The sequence below is a fragment of the Mycoplasmopsis hyopharyngis genome (assembly GCF_045276885.1).
In the GTDB taxonomy this organism is placed as follows: domain Bacteria; phylum Bacillota_I; class Bacilli_A; order Mycoplasmatales; family Metamycoplasmataceae; genus Mycoplasmopsis; species Mycoplasmopsis hyopharyngis.
This window is the reverse complement of the sequence record NZ_CP174164.1, coordinates 726,801-743,190: the sequence shown is the minus strand read 5'-3', so window position 1 is coordinate 743,190 and position 16,390 is coordinate 726,801. Positions and strand designations below refer to the sequence as shown.

Here is a 16,390-nt window from a genome sequence, read left to right as displayed (position 1 = left end):
ATGGAAGACCAGCAACGCAAATTAACAAAAAATCTAACTAAGTTTAAAAAAGTAAATGTCCAAGCATACAAATTTGATGGAACACTATATAGACAATGAAATAAAGCACTTATTTTAAGAGATACTGCAGATCATTATGTATTGTTGTTAAAAAGAACTAGAGTTTATGAAATCCCTTATTCAACTTGAACTTATAAAGAATATGTTTTATGATTTTTACCTAAAAAATCAATGTACAATGCTTTAATCATTTTAAAACCAAATGAAAATTTCGTTTATGTTAATTTAGCTTCTACACCTATTTTTGAAAACAACACTTTAAAGTTTGTTGATTATGATCTAGATATAAAAGCATATCCTGGTCAAGAATTCAAAATAGTGGACAAAGAAGAATTTATAGATAATGCTAAAAAATTTGGTTACCCAAAAAAAATGATTTCTAATGTTTTTAAAAACTTAAATGAATTAATTTATAAATATAATACTTTTAATTATTTCTTTAATAATACAATTGTTGAATACTATGTTGATATTGCTAAAAAGAACAATTTGATAAATAAAAACTTTAGAGAACAAATCAAACCGGGTTATATAAAAAGTCACACTCCTTTTTATATCAAGTATGATTTAGATACTTTAAAAGTTAATCTTTTAAAGAAAAAAGAATTATCTCATTCTACCAATAGTGTAAATAAAAAGAAAATTGAAAAATAAAAGAAAGAGGTCAAAATGAATTTACTTGTTTTAGTACACCCTCATTTTAATGATATTGAGTTAGTTAATACAATAGCATGCTTAAAAAAAGCAAATATGCTAACTAAACTAACTTACTATAATCCTAATCATATTCAAGCCACTGGACAATATGAAATAGTTACTATTAATTTAGAAAATGAAGTAGATTTTTCTAAATACGATGCTTTATTTATTCCTGGTGGTAAAGGAGCACAAGAATTAAGAAAAGATCAAAAATCATTAGCAGTGATTGACAAATTCATAATTGATAAAAAAGATATTTTTGCTATTTGCGATGCACCTAATGTTTTATATGAAAATGGTTATTTAGACAATTTCAATTACAGTTCTTTCCCTATTCCTGAAATTGAAAATAAGACAGTTGGTAAAAGAAATGAAGATTTTGTAACCTGCGATGGCAAATTTATAACTGCTAAATGTGCTGCCGCTGGACTTGAATTAGGTCTTACAATTGTTAAAGAAAAAGTCGGTGAAGAGAAATATTTAGAAGTAAAAAGAGCTATGTATTCAAGACTAGATTAATGTTTATTTATCAAATAAAGTTATAAAATAAACATATGTATTAAGGAGATTGCTATGTTAAATTTAAAATTCGTTTTAGATAATGAAGAAAAAGTTAGACAAGGGTTAAAGAATAGAAATTTTGATCTTAAACTTTTTGAAAAATTGATAGAAGTAGGGAACAAACGGGGCACTTATATGCATAAGGCTCAATTGAAAAAATCTGAATTGTCAAAATTTTCAAAAGAGTTTGGTCAATTTAAAAATGATCCAGAAAAGTTAGCTAAAATCAAAAAAGAAATAGAAGATGTTAAAAAAGATTTAGAAACATTAGAAAAAAAGGCCTCATCATATGATGAAGAAGTAGAAAAATTATTATTAGCTATTCCTAATATTCCTTTGGATATAGTTCCTATTGGTAAAGATGAAAATAGTAATCAAGTTATTAAATGCCATGATAAATTAGGTAGAGGTTTAATTGCTGGTGTTTTACCTCATTATGAAATTGCTAAAAAGTTAGACATTATTGATTTAGAAAGAGCAGTTAAACTTTCTGGTTCAAGATTTGTACTTTACAAAGGTTTAGGCGCAATGTTAACTAGAGCATTACAAAACTTTATGCTTGATCAACATCTAAAAAGAGGTTATACTGAATTTGCTACCCCTGTATTAGTTAAACCAGAAATGCTTTATGGTACTGGTCAATTACCAAAATTTAAAGAAGATTTATTTGCACTTGAAGGATTACAACATTATTTAATTCCTACTGCTGAAGTTACTTTAACTAATATTTACAACAATGAAATCGTTGATTTGACCCAACCTATTTGTCTTACTGCTTTTACCGAATGTTTTAGATCAGAAGCAGGTTCAGGTGGCAAGGACACCAAAGGTATTATTAGAAATCATCAATTCAAAAAAGTTGAATTGGTAAAAATTGTTAGTGAAAAAGATGCTTGAAACGAATATGAAAAAACAGTTGAAGATGCTAAAAACATTTTAGAACTTTTAGGTATTCCTTATAGAGAAATGAAATTATGTACTGGTGATTTAGGTTTTTCATCTATGCATACAATCGATTTGGAATTATGAATTCCTTCAGAAATTAAATATAGAGAAGTAAGTTCAATTTCTTATTTTGGTGATTTCCAAGCTAGAAGAGCAATGATTAGATACAAGAATGAAAAAGGTGAAAATCAATATGCTCACACAATCAATGGTTCAGGTTTAGCAATCGATAGATTAGTTGCATCTATTTTAGAAAACTATCAAAATAAAGATGGTTCAATTAGCATTCCTGAAAAATTAATTCCTTATATGAATGGAATTGATAAAATCAAATAATAAAAATATGTTTGCCACAAAAAGACAAACATATTTTTATTTCAATTTCAAAATAGTACTATCAATTAAAGAAATTAAAATTCTTAAAGAATTGGTTTTTTCCTTATATTGTTCGGGAGTTAATTTTTCAGTGCTATTTTTATCTTTTTCTTGTTGTTCTTGAATTTGCTTTTGAATTGGTTCAATAATTAATAATAAAGCAGATCCTAATGTTGTTTTTGAAAGAACTTCATTAAATTCTTCGACCTTTTTATTAAACTCTTTTTGGGTTTTTTCATACTCTTTTTGTTCAGGACTTTTGATGCAACTTATTGTTGAAATAGCTGCTATTGAACAAAGAGGAATAGCGTATAAAAACACATTAAGCGATTTTATTTTCTTCATAAAATTCCATTTCCATTACAATTTTTCTATAAATTTAATTATATTATTTATTAAAAACTAGATATTAATCTTTATTTAAGAATTGCTCTTCAATATTAAATAAAATAAAATGCCTAATATTTTTTAAAATAATTCATAAAAAATTTTTGTGAAATTGAAGAAGTTAAGAAAAAATTCGCAAAATTTATTTTTCTTGCAAACTTTCAATTTCTTTCTTGTGGAATGATTCTAATCTATCAAGTCTTTTTAAAATCGGCTTAATTTTCTCATCAAACTTTTCGTCAAACTTTTGATCAAAAATTTCAATTACATCTTGTTTTGATAAAGTGTTTTCTTTAATAATCTTAATCAATTCTTTGATACTTAATTTTCCGACTTCACCCATTTTTTCTCCATGCTTTGGTGTTTCAGGAACAACCAAAACTTTTTTGTTTTTACATTCGATTACAACCTGTATAGTTTGTTCATCAATATTAATTAAAGTATATTCTATATTTTTAAACTTTGATATTTCTTTTAACGCTTCTCTTTTAGAAACTTTAATGTTTTTGAACATTGATATGCTCCCTTCATATAAAAGTATTACTACTTATATATGTACATTTTTTGAAAATTAGCATAAAAAAATTAAAAAAAATTTTGTTCTAGCAAAAGTTAGATAATCAAGTTATTTCTAGAATTCAAAAATATTTTAAGATGATTATTTTTTTCTAAATATGTGTTTATAAAACCAAAATTGTATTGGCTTTGACTATCTTTATTTGCTTCTAGAATTTCCTTTTCTTTTAACTGTTTCTTGATTGATTTTAATTCTTGTTCCAAAATTAATTCCCTTTCTCTTGAAAGTTTTAATTGTTTTTGTAATTGAGATACGCCCATTGCATCTATATATTCCATAGTTGCTAGCGTCATTAATGAACTTTGATATTCATTGCTATAATCGATATATGTTTTACGAGCGGTTTCGCTATTTTTATGTCCTAATGCTCTTGCTACGTCTTCAATTCCATTGTTGGGTTGGTTTCTAAAAAGTCTAGTAGCAAAATTATGCCTTAAGATGTGTGAAGAAATTGTTCTATTTAATTCAGGATGCTTTTCTTTGACAAAGATAGAAAACTTGGTAAAAAGATTTTTTATAGTCTTTGGTTTAATTTTTAAATTTAAATTTTCTAGTTCTTGTCTTAATCCTTGGTATATTCCATGATTTGGAATTTTAAATGGTCTATTTATTCCTTTTTTAGCAGTACAAATGGTAATGATCCAATTGTTTTGCTTTAGCTTATTTCAATCAATGTTTGTTCATTCAGAAACTCTTATTCCATTTGACAAAAGAATTAAAAAGATGGCTTTAAATTTTTTATTGTTAAAGTTTTCTAATTCTTCAAGTAAAATGTTTAACTCTTTTTCCTTAAAGGCTAATCTAGTACCAAAAGTATGTTTAAAGCTTTTTGATTTTAGAATCAAAGGAATATATGTTTTGGTAATAAATGAATATCATTTTACAAAGATTTTAAAAATAGTTCTAGTTGTAAAATTGGTGTTATCAGAACAATTATTAGCCAATATCAAGTTGATTTGTTTTAATAACTCATCATTTGTTCTTCAATTTACAAGTTTGTTTAAATAAATCTTATAGGTTTCAAAAGTCCTTCTACTTTTGTGTCCAAGGTTTATTTGTTTTTCGAAGTCTTTAAGATAAAGATTTACATATTCGATGTTTTTCATTATTGTTATACTCTCCTATTAAAAAAGCGAATTAAAGTTCTTTTAATTCGCGATTTAGAAAAGTATTTGTTTGTTATGAACTAATCTTTAATTTTTAATTCAACATTGAATTGTCCAATTATTTCATTATTCATTTTTATGTGATAAGCAATTAAATGATATTTTTCTTTTGTTTCTAGTTTTTCTAAAAAACTGGTAATTAATAAATCACCAACCCCTTCAACTTGAAAAGAATTTTCAATGGGTTCGTTTAAAACAAAATTCAAAGTTGAAGCACCAGAAACTATTGTTGCTTCTTTTTTCCCTTTTATAGTAATTTGAATCAATTCTTTTGTTTCAGGATCAGAAAATTCATATTCATAAGAATTTTTAGAAACTTCAAATTTATTTAAATCAGTTTCAAATTCTATTTTTCCTTCTTTGCCCATTTGAATATGTTTTGATTTAAATTCTAATTTCATTTTTTAATTCTTTCTCTAATAACTTTTTGTCCAAACAAAAATATTGCTTTTGCTAACTCTGGTCCGTGCTCTTCAAAGGTAGTAGCAATTCTAATTGGCATAAATAGTTTTTTACCTTTTTGTTTTGTAATTTCTTGAGTTTTATTTATTGCTTCTTGTATATTTTCAATGGTAAAAGGAACTTCATTTAATATTTTTGCGAAAGTTTTAACAACAAGTTCGTCTTCTTTTTCAATAGTAACGCAAGGTTCTTTTTTAATTTCTTCATAGATTTTTTTGTGTTCTAAAATTTGATTATATGTATACACATTTTGTTTATATGTATCAACAAAAAGAGAAATTCATTCTTGGTCTTTTTCTTTGTTTAATTTTAGAATTTTAATCAATTCTTTAGTATCTGTGTTTTTGATGTATTGCTTTGAAAATCATTGCATTTTTTGAATATCAAACTTTGAAGGAGACTTGCTTAATCTTGCAGAGTCAAATTTTTGAATAATTTCTTCTTTTGACATTAATTCAATAGTTTCATTTGGTGTTCAACCAAGTAATGATAAGAAGTTAAAAATTGCATGAGGATGATATCCTTCATTTTTATAATCTTCAATAAATTGTTTTAAAGAAGTATCTCTTTTTGAAAGTTTTTTACCTTCCATATTGGTAATAATTGTCATATGACCGAATAAAGGAACTTCTCATTTTAAAGCATCATAAACTGCTAATTGTTTAGGAGTGTTTGTTATATGCTCTTCCCCTCTTAAAATATGAGTAATCGACATATCATGATCATCAACTACAACAGCGAAGTTATATGTTGGATACCCATCACTTTTTTGAATAACTCAATCACCAATTTCATTAGAGTTAAATGAAATCTTTCCTCTTACAATGTCATCTCATTCATAAACTTTATCTTTTGGCATTGCTAATCTAACTGAATATTGTTTAGCTTTATCTCTTTTTTGAATTTCTTCATCAGTTAGCTTTAAAAAATTACGATCATATCTAAATGAAGGAATACCCTTTTTTTCACTTTCTTGATGTTGCAATTCTAATTCTTCAGTTGTGTCATATGCTTTATATGCTAAATTTTTTGCTATAAGTTCATCAATAATTTCTTGATATCTATTTAACTTTTCACTTTGTCTATATTTGCCACATTTTGGATTTGGTTTTTGAGGACTTTCATCAGGAACAATTCCTAATCAAGCAAGATTGTCTAATTGAGATTTTTCTCCATCTTTAACATTTCTTTTAACATCGGTGTCTTCTAATCTAAAAATAAAATCACCATCTAAATGCTTTGCATATAGATAACAAAATAAAGCGGTTCTTGCTCCTCCAATGTGTAAATAACCTGTTGGACTAGGAGCATATCTAGTTCTTATTTTTTTATTATTCATAATGAATATTATTATACATTTATTAAATTACTACTAATGTGTTAAAAATAAAGAAAGCAACAAAAATGATATCACTTACAAAAAACAGTAAAAAATAATTGTTAAATTACTAATCAACTTAGTTATTTTTGAGTTTTTTAAAATGTGCCAAATAAAAGCTTTTAATTATCTAATAAGTTTTATAAAGCTTTGTTTTTTAAAAATAAACTTAACCTACTTTTACTTTCGGACTTAAAAGAATAAAAAAATCATTTTCACCTTATTTATAGACCAATAAGGAAAAAATGATTTTTTATTTACATACTAATTTATAACTTTTATTGATTTAGAAAACAGTATCAAAAAACAAAAAGAGTGATATCTAACATAGATACCCTTTTGTTGTCTTCATTACTGAAGCTTAGCGATTTATATACAACTCTCAGGTTTGTTATTTTCTAACCTGAGCAAGACGCCTTGAACACTAATATAACAACAGATTTTACTAGTTTAAAAAACTAATATTATTTTTCTTGGTTGTTTCAACCCATTGCCTCAACATATTCATCTAATGTTCCTCTAAAAATAAAGCTATTGTTAGGTCTAATATCTAGAATTACATTAGCACAATTATTGATAAAAGCTGAGTTGTAAGTAGTAAATATAGCGCCACCTCTATATGAACGAACACCATCAATAACTGAATCAATACTTTCAGTATCTAAATGGTCTAATGGTTGATCTAAGATGATAAAGTTTGATTCTAAAAGCATCATTCTTGAAAACATCAATCTTGCTTTTTCTCCACCAGAAGTAACCGAAACCTTTTTAAAAACTGTGTCATTTGAAAATAACATTCTTCCTAAAAAGCTTCTCATCCTGTGATCAGAAACGTCTTTGGTTTCTTCGGTTGAATTTTCTAGTGGTCATTTTGCTAATCATTCAATGATTGTTGAATCTTCGTTAAAGTATTTAGTATTGTCATTAGGATAATAACTAGTTTTTACTGTTTGACCTCATTTTATAGTTCCAGAAGTTGGTTTAATTTCGCCTATTAAACATTGTAAAAATTTAGTTTTAGCAATGTCATCTTCTCCTAATAAAGCTAATTTTTCACCTCTAGTTAAAGTAAAAGAAACATCATTAAAGTAGTATTCACCATTATCATTTTTTAACGATAAGTTTTCAACAGTTAAAATATCTTTACCTAATTCTCTATTTAACTCTCAAGCAATATAAGGATATTTTCTATTTGAAGGTTTAATTTCATCTAAAGTAATTTTGTCTAATAATTTTTTTCTACTAGTAGCTTGTCTTGATTTTGATGCATTGGCAGAAAAACGAGCAATAAAGGTTTTTAATTTTTCAATTTGAACTTCTTTTTTCTCGTTTGATTGTTTCATCATTTCTTTAGCTAATTCTGATGATTGTTTTCAGAAAGAATAATTACCAGTATACATTTTTGCTTCATTATAATCAATATCAACAATATGAGTACAAATTGAATCTAAAAAGTCACTATCATGAGAAACTACAATAACGATATGTGGATAGTCAATTAAAAAGTTTTCTAGTCATTTAATTGATTTTAAATCCAAGTGGTTTGTAGGTTCATCCATGATTAAAATGTCAGGGTTACCAAAAAGAGCTTTTGCTAGTAAAACTTTAATTTTTTGATTAGCAGTTAGTTCACTCATCGGTGCTTCCCATTTTTCTTTAGGAATGTTTAGACCTGATAATAATTCTTGTGCATCATTTTCAGCAGTTCAACCTCCAAGTTCGCCATATTTATTTTCTAGATCACCCGCTCTTTCAAAATCTTCCATCGTTGCATTTGGATTTGCATAAATCGCATCTTTTTCTTCTTTGATTTTGTGTAATTCAGAATTGCCCATAATTACTACTTCAGTAGCAATTAAATCGTTGTAGGCATTGTGATCTTGAGAAAGCACGCTTAATCTAGCGTTTTTATCTTTTTTCACATAACCAGAAGTTGATTCAACTTCTCCGGCTAAAATTTTTAAAAAGGTTGATTTACCTGCACCATTAGCACCTATAATTCCGTAAGTATTACCCTCAGTGAATTTTAATGACACATTTTCAAACAGTTTTTTATCACTGAAAATCTTTGATAAATTATCTACTTCTAACATTTTAAACTCCAATATTATTTATTATTAATATTAACACACAAAAGGCCAATGTGTTTTGGTTATAATATTAAATTATGCTAAAAATTTATGTTTGTGGTCCAACTGTTTATAACAGTGTTCATATTGGAAATATTAGACCAATTGTTACAATTGATTTAATGCTTAAAGCAGCAAAAATATTAGGAATTGAATATAAATTTATTCACAATATCACTGACATTGATGACAAAATAATTGATAAAGCTATCGCCACAAACATAAATGAGCAAGAGATTTCTAAAAAATATGCTACAGAATATCTTGAAATCTTAAAAACATTAAATGTTGATACAATCACAAATGTTGAATATGTTACTGATAATATTTCTTTAATTACAAGTTATATTGAAAAACTTTTAGCAAACAAAAAAGCATATTTAGACAAAAATAATAATGTTTGATTTGATGTACTTTCTTGTCAAGAAGAATATGGCAAAATTTCTAACAGACAATTACAAGATATGGTTTTCGATGAAAGCGAAAATTCAAATTTAAAGAAAAATCCAGCAGATTTTGCTTTATGAAAAAAAACTACAAAAGGAATTAAATTTGATTCTCCTTGAGGTCCAGGAAGACCTGGTTGACACACTGAATGTGTAGTTTTAATCAACAAACATTTTGACAAACAAGGAGTTGATATTCATGGAGGAGGAGTAGATTTAATTTTTCCTCATCATGAAAATGAAAATATTCAACATTTTTCATTGTTTAAAAAACCATTAGCAAAACAATGATTAAGAACTGGTCAAATTAATTTAAATAGTGTTAAGATGTCGAAATCTTTAGGAAATGTTATTTTGGCAAAAGATTTTTTAGCAGATCAAAAAAATGTTGATTTATATAAATTAATTATCCTTAGCTCAAAATTTTCAGCACCTTTAAATCTAACAGATGAACTATTTTCAAATGTTGAACAAGTGTATAAAAAATACAAAAAAACTTACTTTAAAAGTTTATTAACTTTAAGAGATAAAAAGGTTACTTTTGAACAAAATGAAGCACTAAAAGATATAGCAAAAGATCTTTTTGATCTTGATTTTTCAACTTTTAATTTAAAGGTCAACGCTTTAATCAAAGATTTAAATAAAGAAACTAATCTAGAAAAAGCATACATATTTAAAAATATTACTGAACTTATCCACTTTAATTTCACAAATGAAAAATATATAAATGAATTTATAAAGATTTTTGATGAATGAAACTATTTTATAGGGAAAAAAGAATATCAACAAGCAGATAAATTGAGACAAATTTTGATTGAAAATAATTTGATTTAACTATAAAAAGGTTATTAAAAAACAAGGAGACAAAATGTCAAAATTATATCTATGTGGTAAGAATAGTGTTATCGAAGCATTACAAAACAATTTTCCAATAAAATGCTGTTATGTAGCAAATGTTCAAGCTGCTAATGAAATTAAAAAATATAATAAAGATATACAAATTTTTATAGAAGATAAAAATGAATTAAATAAGAAAACAAATCAAAATCATCAGGGTTATATTGCTTTGATTAAAGATATAACCTATTACAATATTGATATTTTAATGAATGACTTGCCTGATAAAGTTTTGATATTAGATCATTTACAAGATCCGCACAATTTTGGCGCTATTTTAAGAACCGCTAATGCTTTTGGTTTTAAACATATAATTTTTCCTAAGGAAAGAAGTGTTGAAATTAATTCAACAGTTTTAAAAATAAGTTCTGGTGGCTTTGTGGGAATGAAATTTATAAGAGTAAATAGTATAAGTGCTACTATTACAAAACTCAAAAAAATGAATTTCTGAACATATGGTTCTATACTAAATGAAAATTCAACGGTGTTAGATAAAACAGAATTTAATTTTCCTATGGCTTTGGTTGTAGGAAATGAAGAGAAAGGTTCTAGTAAATCAACATTAAATCTTGTTGATTCTTTGGTATATATTCCTCAAACGGGAACAGTACAATCTTTAAATGTTTCTGTTGCAACTGGTATTTTGTTATATGAAATATCAAAACAAAGTAAGCAAGAGAAATAGGGGAAAATGCAATCCATTTTTAGAAAAAATTTGTCTGATTATCAAATATTTACTTATTTAAGCCAATGAGATAATCAACAAATTGCAAAATTTATTTCTGTCAGACATAGTAAAGATTTAGAACTCTTAAGTAAAAGAATTATTAAATCATACTCGAACATCCCACTTGAAGAAAGTGATATTTTCAATCTTTGTTTAGATTTTGCTGTTAAGTGCTCTAAAAAGTTTGATCCAAAATTAAATATTCCCTTTTTGAATTTTTTATTATATACAACAAAATTATCTGTTCAAAATGTTGTCAAATATTGGTTAAGAAAAAGAAGAATCAATGAAGAACATATGCTGCATTGAAAAACATTTAATGAAGACGACGTTGAAGTATTTTTTGATTTAGTTGATCATGATTCATTGTTGAAGATCGAAACTGAAATTGACAACATTGATTATCAAAGATTTGTTGACTCTTTAACAGATGATGAAAAGAAGAAATTAAAAATTGTTCTTAATGCAAAAAATGGGAAAGTTAGTCAACTTTATACAACTAACAAAATAAATAAAATGAGAAGTGAACTTTCTTTAAAGCTAAAAAGTTTTTACAAAATAGCATAATTTAAAAAGAAGGATGATAGATTTTTTCTATTCATCCTTTTTGTTTATCTTTAAAAAGCACAGTTTTAACTATTTAATTAGTACATTTTTTAAATAAAAAAAGTAAAATATCTAAATATTAAATATTTAATTTATATAATTAAACTATGTTAAAAACAAAAGTTTCATTATGTTGTGAAGAATGCTTTATAAAAAATTATGTTACAAATAAAAGTCATAGTTCAGAAAAACGAATAGTGATTAAAAAGTTTTGCCCAAGATGTAAAAAACATACTGTACATAAAGAGGAAAAATAAAGAATGAAAAAAGAAAAAAAGCAAAGAGAGAAAAAATATTATTTTAGAAAATTCGTTAAAGAATTACGTAGAGTTAGATGATCTAAACCTAAAGAAAATTGAAAAGCATTTGCTCAAATTATTGTCTTCACCATTTTATTTACAACTGTAGTTGTTTTATTCGCAACAATGATTACTTTGATTTGAAAAGCGATTGGAATAGAAACCATTTAGGAGCTAATATGGAAAAAAATAAATTTTCATGATATATGATTTCAACTGTATCTGGTAAAGAAGATTTAGTTATTGAATCATTAAAAAATAGAATTATTGCCGAAGTTGTTGAAGAGAACTTTGATATGGATGCTACTGAAACAGGCGCATTTAAAATATTTAAAAAACCTACTTTAACTTCTAGAGAAGCACAAAAAAAACTAAAAGGTGAAGAATACAAAATCAAATGAGTAAATATGTATGGTGGATATATATTTATTAGAATGCTAATGACTGATAGAGCTTGATTTGTTGTACGTAATACTCAATATGTTACAGGTTTAATTGGTTCTTCTGGTAAGGGAGCAAAACCTACCCCTGTTTCTCAAAAAGAAATTGACAAAATGTTTTTAGCTGAAGAAAAAGCAATGATTGAATTTAAAGATAACAAAGGAATTGCTAAATTTGATGTTAATGATATCTTAGAAGTTATCGAAGGTCCATTTAAAGGACAAGTAGGTAAAGTTTTAAGAACAAATGAACAACAAAATAAAGTTGAATTAGAAATTGAAGTCTTTGGAAAAAGAACTCCTGTTGAATTTGATTATTCAATAGTTAAATTAACTGAGGAATAAAAAACAAGAACTTACGAAAATTCTTGTTTTTTTATTTGGTGATAATCAATAAATATCAAATGGTGCCGACAACTGGACTTGAACCAGCGACCCCATCCTTACCATGGATGTGCTCTGCCAACTGAGCTATGACGGCATTAATATTTATTATATAAATTAAAATAAAAAAACGATAGATTTTTTTATCAAAACTATCGATTTTTTTATTCTTCTGAATTTTTAATTACTTGACTAAGGACTTGATCTTTGTAAAAATCAGGATAATCAATAGTTAAATCTGGTTCAATACCATCTTCAACTATTTTAAATTCATTACCTTTTTGAGTTAAAAGAGAATTATTTGAGCTGATTACAACAGTGGTCCCATCAACCAAAACAACCGGTAAAACCGAACAAGCACCGCCACCTGATTTTTGGCCAATGATTTTTGCTATTTTCATTTCTTTAGCTATATTAGCAAATTGATTAGCAGCACTAAAAGTATTGATACTAGTTTGAACTAATCAATTATATTGTGAATAAGCATCTTTATCGTATTTTCCATCACCATCAATATCTACTTGAATATCAGTGGTTGAAAGAGTTTGGTCTAAAACATTATATGAATGATGTTTAATTTTTTTATCTGTTAAAAAACCTAGTGTTCTTCACATAGCAGCAACATTACCACCACCATTTAAAGATAGGTCAATAACAATATTTTTAATGCTTGGTTTAGCTTCTATTGCTTCAAAAGCTTTTTTAAAAAGTTCATAAGTATCATACTTATATGGTTCAGCACTTTGTAATTGTTCTTTGGTTCCGGTGCTAAATTGATCAAAAGAAATTACTGCAGTTTCATCATCTATAAATCTTAAAACTTTGTTGTCTCAATTTATTTTTCTTTGTTGGGTTAAGAATAATCTTTTTTCAGCATATTTAACTCTGAAATCACTTTTAGTATCTTCACCAAGATCAAAAACTTTTCTTTTAGGATCATCATAAAACGATAATGAAGAAATACTAGTGTGTAATTCATCTAAATAACCATGAAAGAATTTACCATAGGCAGATGAATAAACTTTAGCGTCTTGACTTAAAAATTGATCTTTGTGTGCTGATAAATATTTAGCTTCGAAATCGTCAATCTTTTTATGCTTTCTTAATCCATAGTAATGGTCCATTACAAGTGCTAGATGATTATAAGTAGCATGTCTAACATCCTCAGGTGCTAGTTGTGAATTGAATTCTGATTTTTTAATTTGTTCAATGTTTTCGATATGGTCGCTCATACCAAAATCTGCTGCTAAAACTTTTTGTCCAGTGTAATATAAATTAAAATAATTTTCGCTACAAAATAAAGTGTTAAATAAAGCAAAAGGAATCATTATCTTTCCCTTGTGCCTCAAAATGTCAAATTTGTACTTGTCTAAAGATAACACAATATTATTGGGAGAATAATCTTTATAAAATGAAATTGCATATTTTAAATTCTTACTATAGTTAGTTTCTAGTGTTTGTTCCGTAAAGTTATCATAACCAACATTTTTAAAATATATTTCATTGTTTTTTCAATCGAAAACTATTTCGCCACTTTTTGATGAAAAAGCAATTTGGGGTCTAAATATCTTTTTGTAGCTAAAGTATGTTTTAAGATCAAAATAACCTTTTAATGTTCTGATTGTTTCATCAACATCAACATAAGGAACATTACCCTTTTCTACAAAATATAAGTTCATTTTATTATTTTTGATTTTGTATTCTCTTGAATAATTAACTAGTTCTAATGCTCTTTGTTCAATATTTTTATCATCATCATTTTCTCATTTTAATGTTAAGCAAGAAGTAGTTAATAGTGGTAAAGTCATACCTAAAAAAGCACAACCCATTTTTAATTTAGTTTTCATATTAACAATTATAAACATTTACTATCAATTTAAACACTTACAATATAGCAAACAAAACCAATTTTTAAATCGAAATAAAAAACGCATTTACCTATAAATAAGTATAATGCGTAAAATTATTTAGTTTTAATTAATCAAATTTGCTTTTTACCTTTGTTTAAAAAAGCATATTTACCTTCATAATTTTTTGGTTCATAATTTGTATTTTCTAGCAAAGGTTGTCCATCAATTTTTAAAGCATTAGTGTTAATAAATTCTCTTGCTTCTCTTTTTGATAAGATAACTTTTGCTTCAATTAATTGTTCAACTATGTTCATATTTTTTTCTAAAGTTACAGTTGGCAAATAAGGTTCAAGTTTTTTCAATGATGATGGTTTCAGTTGTTTTAAATCATAATTTTTATCGAATAAAATTTTAGTAATTTCTTGAGCAATTTCCAATTCTTCTAAACCGTGAATATCTTTAATTACTTCTGAAGCTAATATATTTTGAGCATAATGTAATGAAGGATTTTCATTATGTTTTTTAATTATTTTTTCAATTTCATCTAAAGGAATAAAAGTTAATCATTTTAACAATTCTTCAATTTTTGAATCAGGTTGATTTAGTAAAAATTGATACATATTATAAGGCGAGTTCATTTTTTTATCTAATCATAATGAACCACCACCAGTAGATTTACCATATTTTTTACCATTATCATCAAGTAGTAAATTCGAAGTAATTACAACTGCTTTATGGTTATCTCCTTCAAGTTTTGAAATAATTTCTAAACCAGAAGTAATGTTTCCTCATTGGTCTGATCCACCTAATTGAAGTAAAATGTTATGCTTTTTGTAAAGACTATAAAAATCTCAGCCTTGTAATAATTGATATGAAAATTCTGTAAAAGAAAGACCTGAATTAATTCTATTAGCTACCGAATCTTTTGAAAGCATATATGATACATTTAAAAGTTTTCCAACATCTCTTAAAAAGTCAATTACATTCATATTTTTGTAAAAATCATAATTATCAAGAACTGTCAAACCAAATTTTTCTAATTGCTTTTTAATATTGTTTTTATTTTCGATTACTGTTTTATTATCTAATAAAGTTCTTTCAGCATCCTTAAAAGATGGATCGCCAATCATTCCAGTAGCACCACCAATTAGAGCATATGCCTTAAAACCCGCATTTTGGAATCTTTTTAAAATTGAAATTTGTACATAGTTACCTAAGTGTAAACTTTTAGCAGTAGGATCAAAACCAATATATACTCCTGTATTTTCAGGAACAAGTGAATTGAATTTTTCCAAATTGCTTATTTGCTTAAAAATCCCTCTTTTTGTAATATCTTCTAAAATATTCATTTTTGCCTTTCTAGAAATCAAATTCTTGTCCAATTTTATTTTCAAATTTAGATTCTAGGATTATTATTCCTTCTTTTTCTTTACTTAAACCTAAAGTTTTATATGAACAAAGCATTGCTTTACTTTCAAAATCCATAATTTTATTAGGTTTTATTTCTAATCCACTTGGCATCATCGCACCTAATCTTGCTATTACTACAATTTTATTTTCAGTCGATTCTAATGTGTTAGTAACTATAGTTATTGGTTTTTCTTCATTTATATCTATGTCTAATAAAAATAGTTTGTCTGATTTTGGATGGCTATATCTTTTTATAATTTTGCCGATTGTAAAATAAGTTTTTTCTTCCAATTTAATGTTTAACTTATGTTTTTTAACAATTTTTTTAAATTTTTCTTCATCTGCTAAATCAAGATGAGTCATTGAATAATTTTTAGTTTTTTCAAGTGTTTTTTTAAAATTATTTGCTTTTAATGAATTAAAAGAATGAACATTAGATTGTTCATCAACAAAAAAGATTCCATCATTTGTATCTATTGTTTTACAAATTTTAATATTTGAATTAACAAGAATTAAAGCTTGTTTTTCAAAATTTTTATCAAAGTTAAAAAATATTGACATAATATTACTAATTTTACTATTAAATAATAAC

Annotated in this window: 18 protein-coding genes and 1 tRNA gene; 9 read left to right on the top strand and 10 right to left on the bottom strand. The window is 25.8% G+C overall.

Features of this window, described 5'->3' with window-relative positions:
• From ACJA25_RS03075 to serS, 3 genes are read left to right on the top strand one after another with little or no spacing between them, the layout of a single operon-like run.
• Positions 1-714, top strand: coding sequence for a DUF402 domain-containing protein (locus tag ACJA25_RS03075; RefSeq protein ID WP_406615258.1), 714 nt, complete (start codon positions 1-3; stop codon positions 712-714).
• 15 nt (positions 715-729) lie between these two features.
• Entirely contained in the window at positions 730-1,278 is a 549-nt protein-coding gene (locus ACJA25_RS03070; RefSeq protein WP_406615256.1) for a DJ-1/PfpI family protein, read from the top strand.
• Between the two features lie 54 nt (positions 1,279-1,332).
• Positions 1,333-2,601 carry a serine--tRNA ligase gene (serS, locus tag ACJA25_RS03065; protein WP_406615254.1) on the top strand — a complete coding sequence of 423 codons (1,269 nt, stop codon included), beginning with the start codon at positions 1,333-1,335 and terminating at the stop codon, positions 2,599-2,601.
• A gap of 36 nt (positions 2,602-2,637) precedes the next feature.
• Here the strand turns inward: serS and ACJA25_RS03060 are convergent, their stop codons facing one another.
• The 6 genes from ACJA25_RS03060 to ACJA25_RS03035 form a co-directional block, all read right to left on the bottom strand.
• Positions 2,638-2,985: a hypothetical protein gene (locus tag ACJA25_RS03060; RefSeq protein ID WP_406615252.1), complete on the bottom strand. Its 348-nt coding sequence runs from the start codon at positions 2,983-2,985 to the stop codon at positions 2,638-2,640.
• Positions 2,986-3,169: 184 nt separating this feature from the next.
• Positions 3,170-3,541 carry a hypothetical protein gene (locus ACJA25_RS03055; protein ID WP_406615250.1) on the bottom strand — a complete coding sequence of 124 codons (372 nt, stop codon included), beginning with the start codon at positions 3,539-3,541 and terminating at the stop codon, positions 3,170-3,172.
• A gap of 98 nt (positions 3,542-3,639) precedes the next feature.
• Positions 3,640-4,710, bottom strand: a complete 1,071-nt coding sequence (locus ACJA25_RS03050; RefSeq protein ID WP_406615248.1) for a tyrosine-type recombinase/integrase — start codon at positions 4,708-4,710, stop codon at positions 3,640-3,642.
• An 80-nt stretch (positions 4,711-4,790) separates the two neighbouring features.
• Positions 4,791-5,171, bottom strand: coding sequence for a hypothetical protein (locus ACJA25_RS03045; RefSeq protein ID WP_406615246.1), 381 nt, complete (start codon positions 5,169-5,171; stop codon positions 4,791-4,793).
• Positions 5,162-6,571, bottom strand: coding sequence for a glutamate--tRNA ligase (gltX, locus tag ACJA25_RS03040; protein WP_406615244.1), 1,410 nt, complete (start codon positions 6,569-6,571; stop codon positions 5,162-5,164). The genes ACJA25_RS03045 and gltX overlap by 10 nt, the downstream gene beginning before the upstream one ends.
• 503 nt (positions 6,572-7,074) lie before the next feature.
• Entirely contained in the window at positions 7,075-8,703 is a 1,629-nt protein-coding gene (locus ACJA25_RS03035; RefSeq protein WP_406615242.1) for an ABC-F family ATP-binding cassette domain-containing protein, read from the bottom strand.
• A 74-nt stretch (positions 8,704-8,777) separates the two neighbouring features.
• Between ACJA25_RS03035 and ACJA25_RS03030 the strand changes: the two genes are divergently transcribed.
• From ACJA25_RS03030 to nusG, 6 genes are all read left to right on the top strand, one after another.
• Positions 8,778-10,019, top strand: a complete 1,242-nt coding sequence (locus tag ACJA25_RS03030; RefSeq protein ID WP_406615240.1) for a class I tRNA ligase family protein — start codon at positions 8,778-8,780, stop codon at positions 10,017-10,019.
• Between the two features lie 34 nt (positions 10,020-10,053).
• A complete protein-coding gene (gene rlmB / locus ACJA25_RS03025; RefSeq protein WP_406615238.1) occupies positions 10,054-10,767 on the top strand; it encodes a 23S rRNA (guanosine(2251)-2'-O)-methyltransferase RlmB in 714 nt (237 codons plus the stop codon).
• 6 nt (positions 10,768-10,773) lie between these two features.
• Positions 10,774-11,376: a hypothetical protein gene (locus ACJA25_RS03020; RefSeq protein ID WP_406615236.1), complete on the top strand. Its 603-nt coding sequence runs from the start codon at positions 10,774-10,776 to the stop codon at positions 11,374-11,376.
• 146 nt (positions 11,377-11,522) lie between these two features.
• On the top strand, positions 11,523-11,672 hold the full coding sequence (rpmG, locus tag ACJA25_RS03015) for a 50S ribosomal protein L33 (RefSeq protein WP_406615234.1): 150 nt from the start codon (positions 11,523-11,525) through the stop codon (positions 11,670-11,672).
• Positions 11,673-11,675: 3 nt separating this feature from the next.
• Entirely contained in the window at positions 11,676-11,885 is a 210-nt protein-coding gene (gene secE / locus ACJA25_RS03010; RefSeq protein ID WP_406615232.1) for a preprotein translocase subunit SecE, read from the top strand.
• A gap of 8 nt (positions 11,886-11,893) precedes the next feature.
• Positions 11,894-12,499: a transcription termination/antitermination protein NusG gene (gene nusG / locus ACJA25_RS03005; protein ID WP_406615230.1), complete on the top strand. Its 606-nt coding sequence runs from the start codon at positions 11,894-11,896 to the stop codon at positions 12,497-12,499.
• Between the two features lie 60 nt (positions 12,500-12,559).
• On the opposite strand, the gene ACJA25_RS03000 is transcribed toward nusG, so the two are convergent.
• The 4 genes from ACJA25_RS03000 to tapR all read right to left on the bottom strand — a co-directional run bounded on the left by ACJA25_RS03000 (position 12,560) and on the right by tapR (position 16,359).
• Positions 12,560-12,635: transfer RNA gene (locus ACJA25_RS03000), tRNA-Thr, on the bottom strand.
• A 67-nt stretch (positions 12,636-12,702) separates the two neighbouring features.
• A complete protein-coding gene (locus ACJA25_RS02995; RefSeq protein WP_406615228.1) occupies positions 12,703-14,385 on the bottom strand; it encodes a S41 family peptidase in 1,683 nt (560 codons plus the stop codon).
• 116 nt (positions 14,386-14,501) lie between these two features.
• The gene (gene tyrS / locus ACJA25_RS02990) at positions 14,502-15,737 is read right to left on the bottom strand and encodes a tyrosine--tRNA ligase (protein WP_406615226.1); all 1,236 of its coding nucleotides are present in this window, start codon (positions 15,735-15,737) and stop codon (positions 14,502-14,504) included.
• Between the two features lie 10 nt (positions 15,738-15,747).
• Complete coding sequence (tapR, locus tag ACJA25_RS02985) at positions 15,748-16,359, bottom strand: TyrS-associated PheT N-terminal domain-related protein TapR (protein ID WP_406615224.1); 612 nt, start codon at positions 16,357-16,359, stop codon at positions 15,748-15,750.
• Positions 16,360-16,390 lie beyond the last annotated feature (31 nt).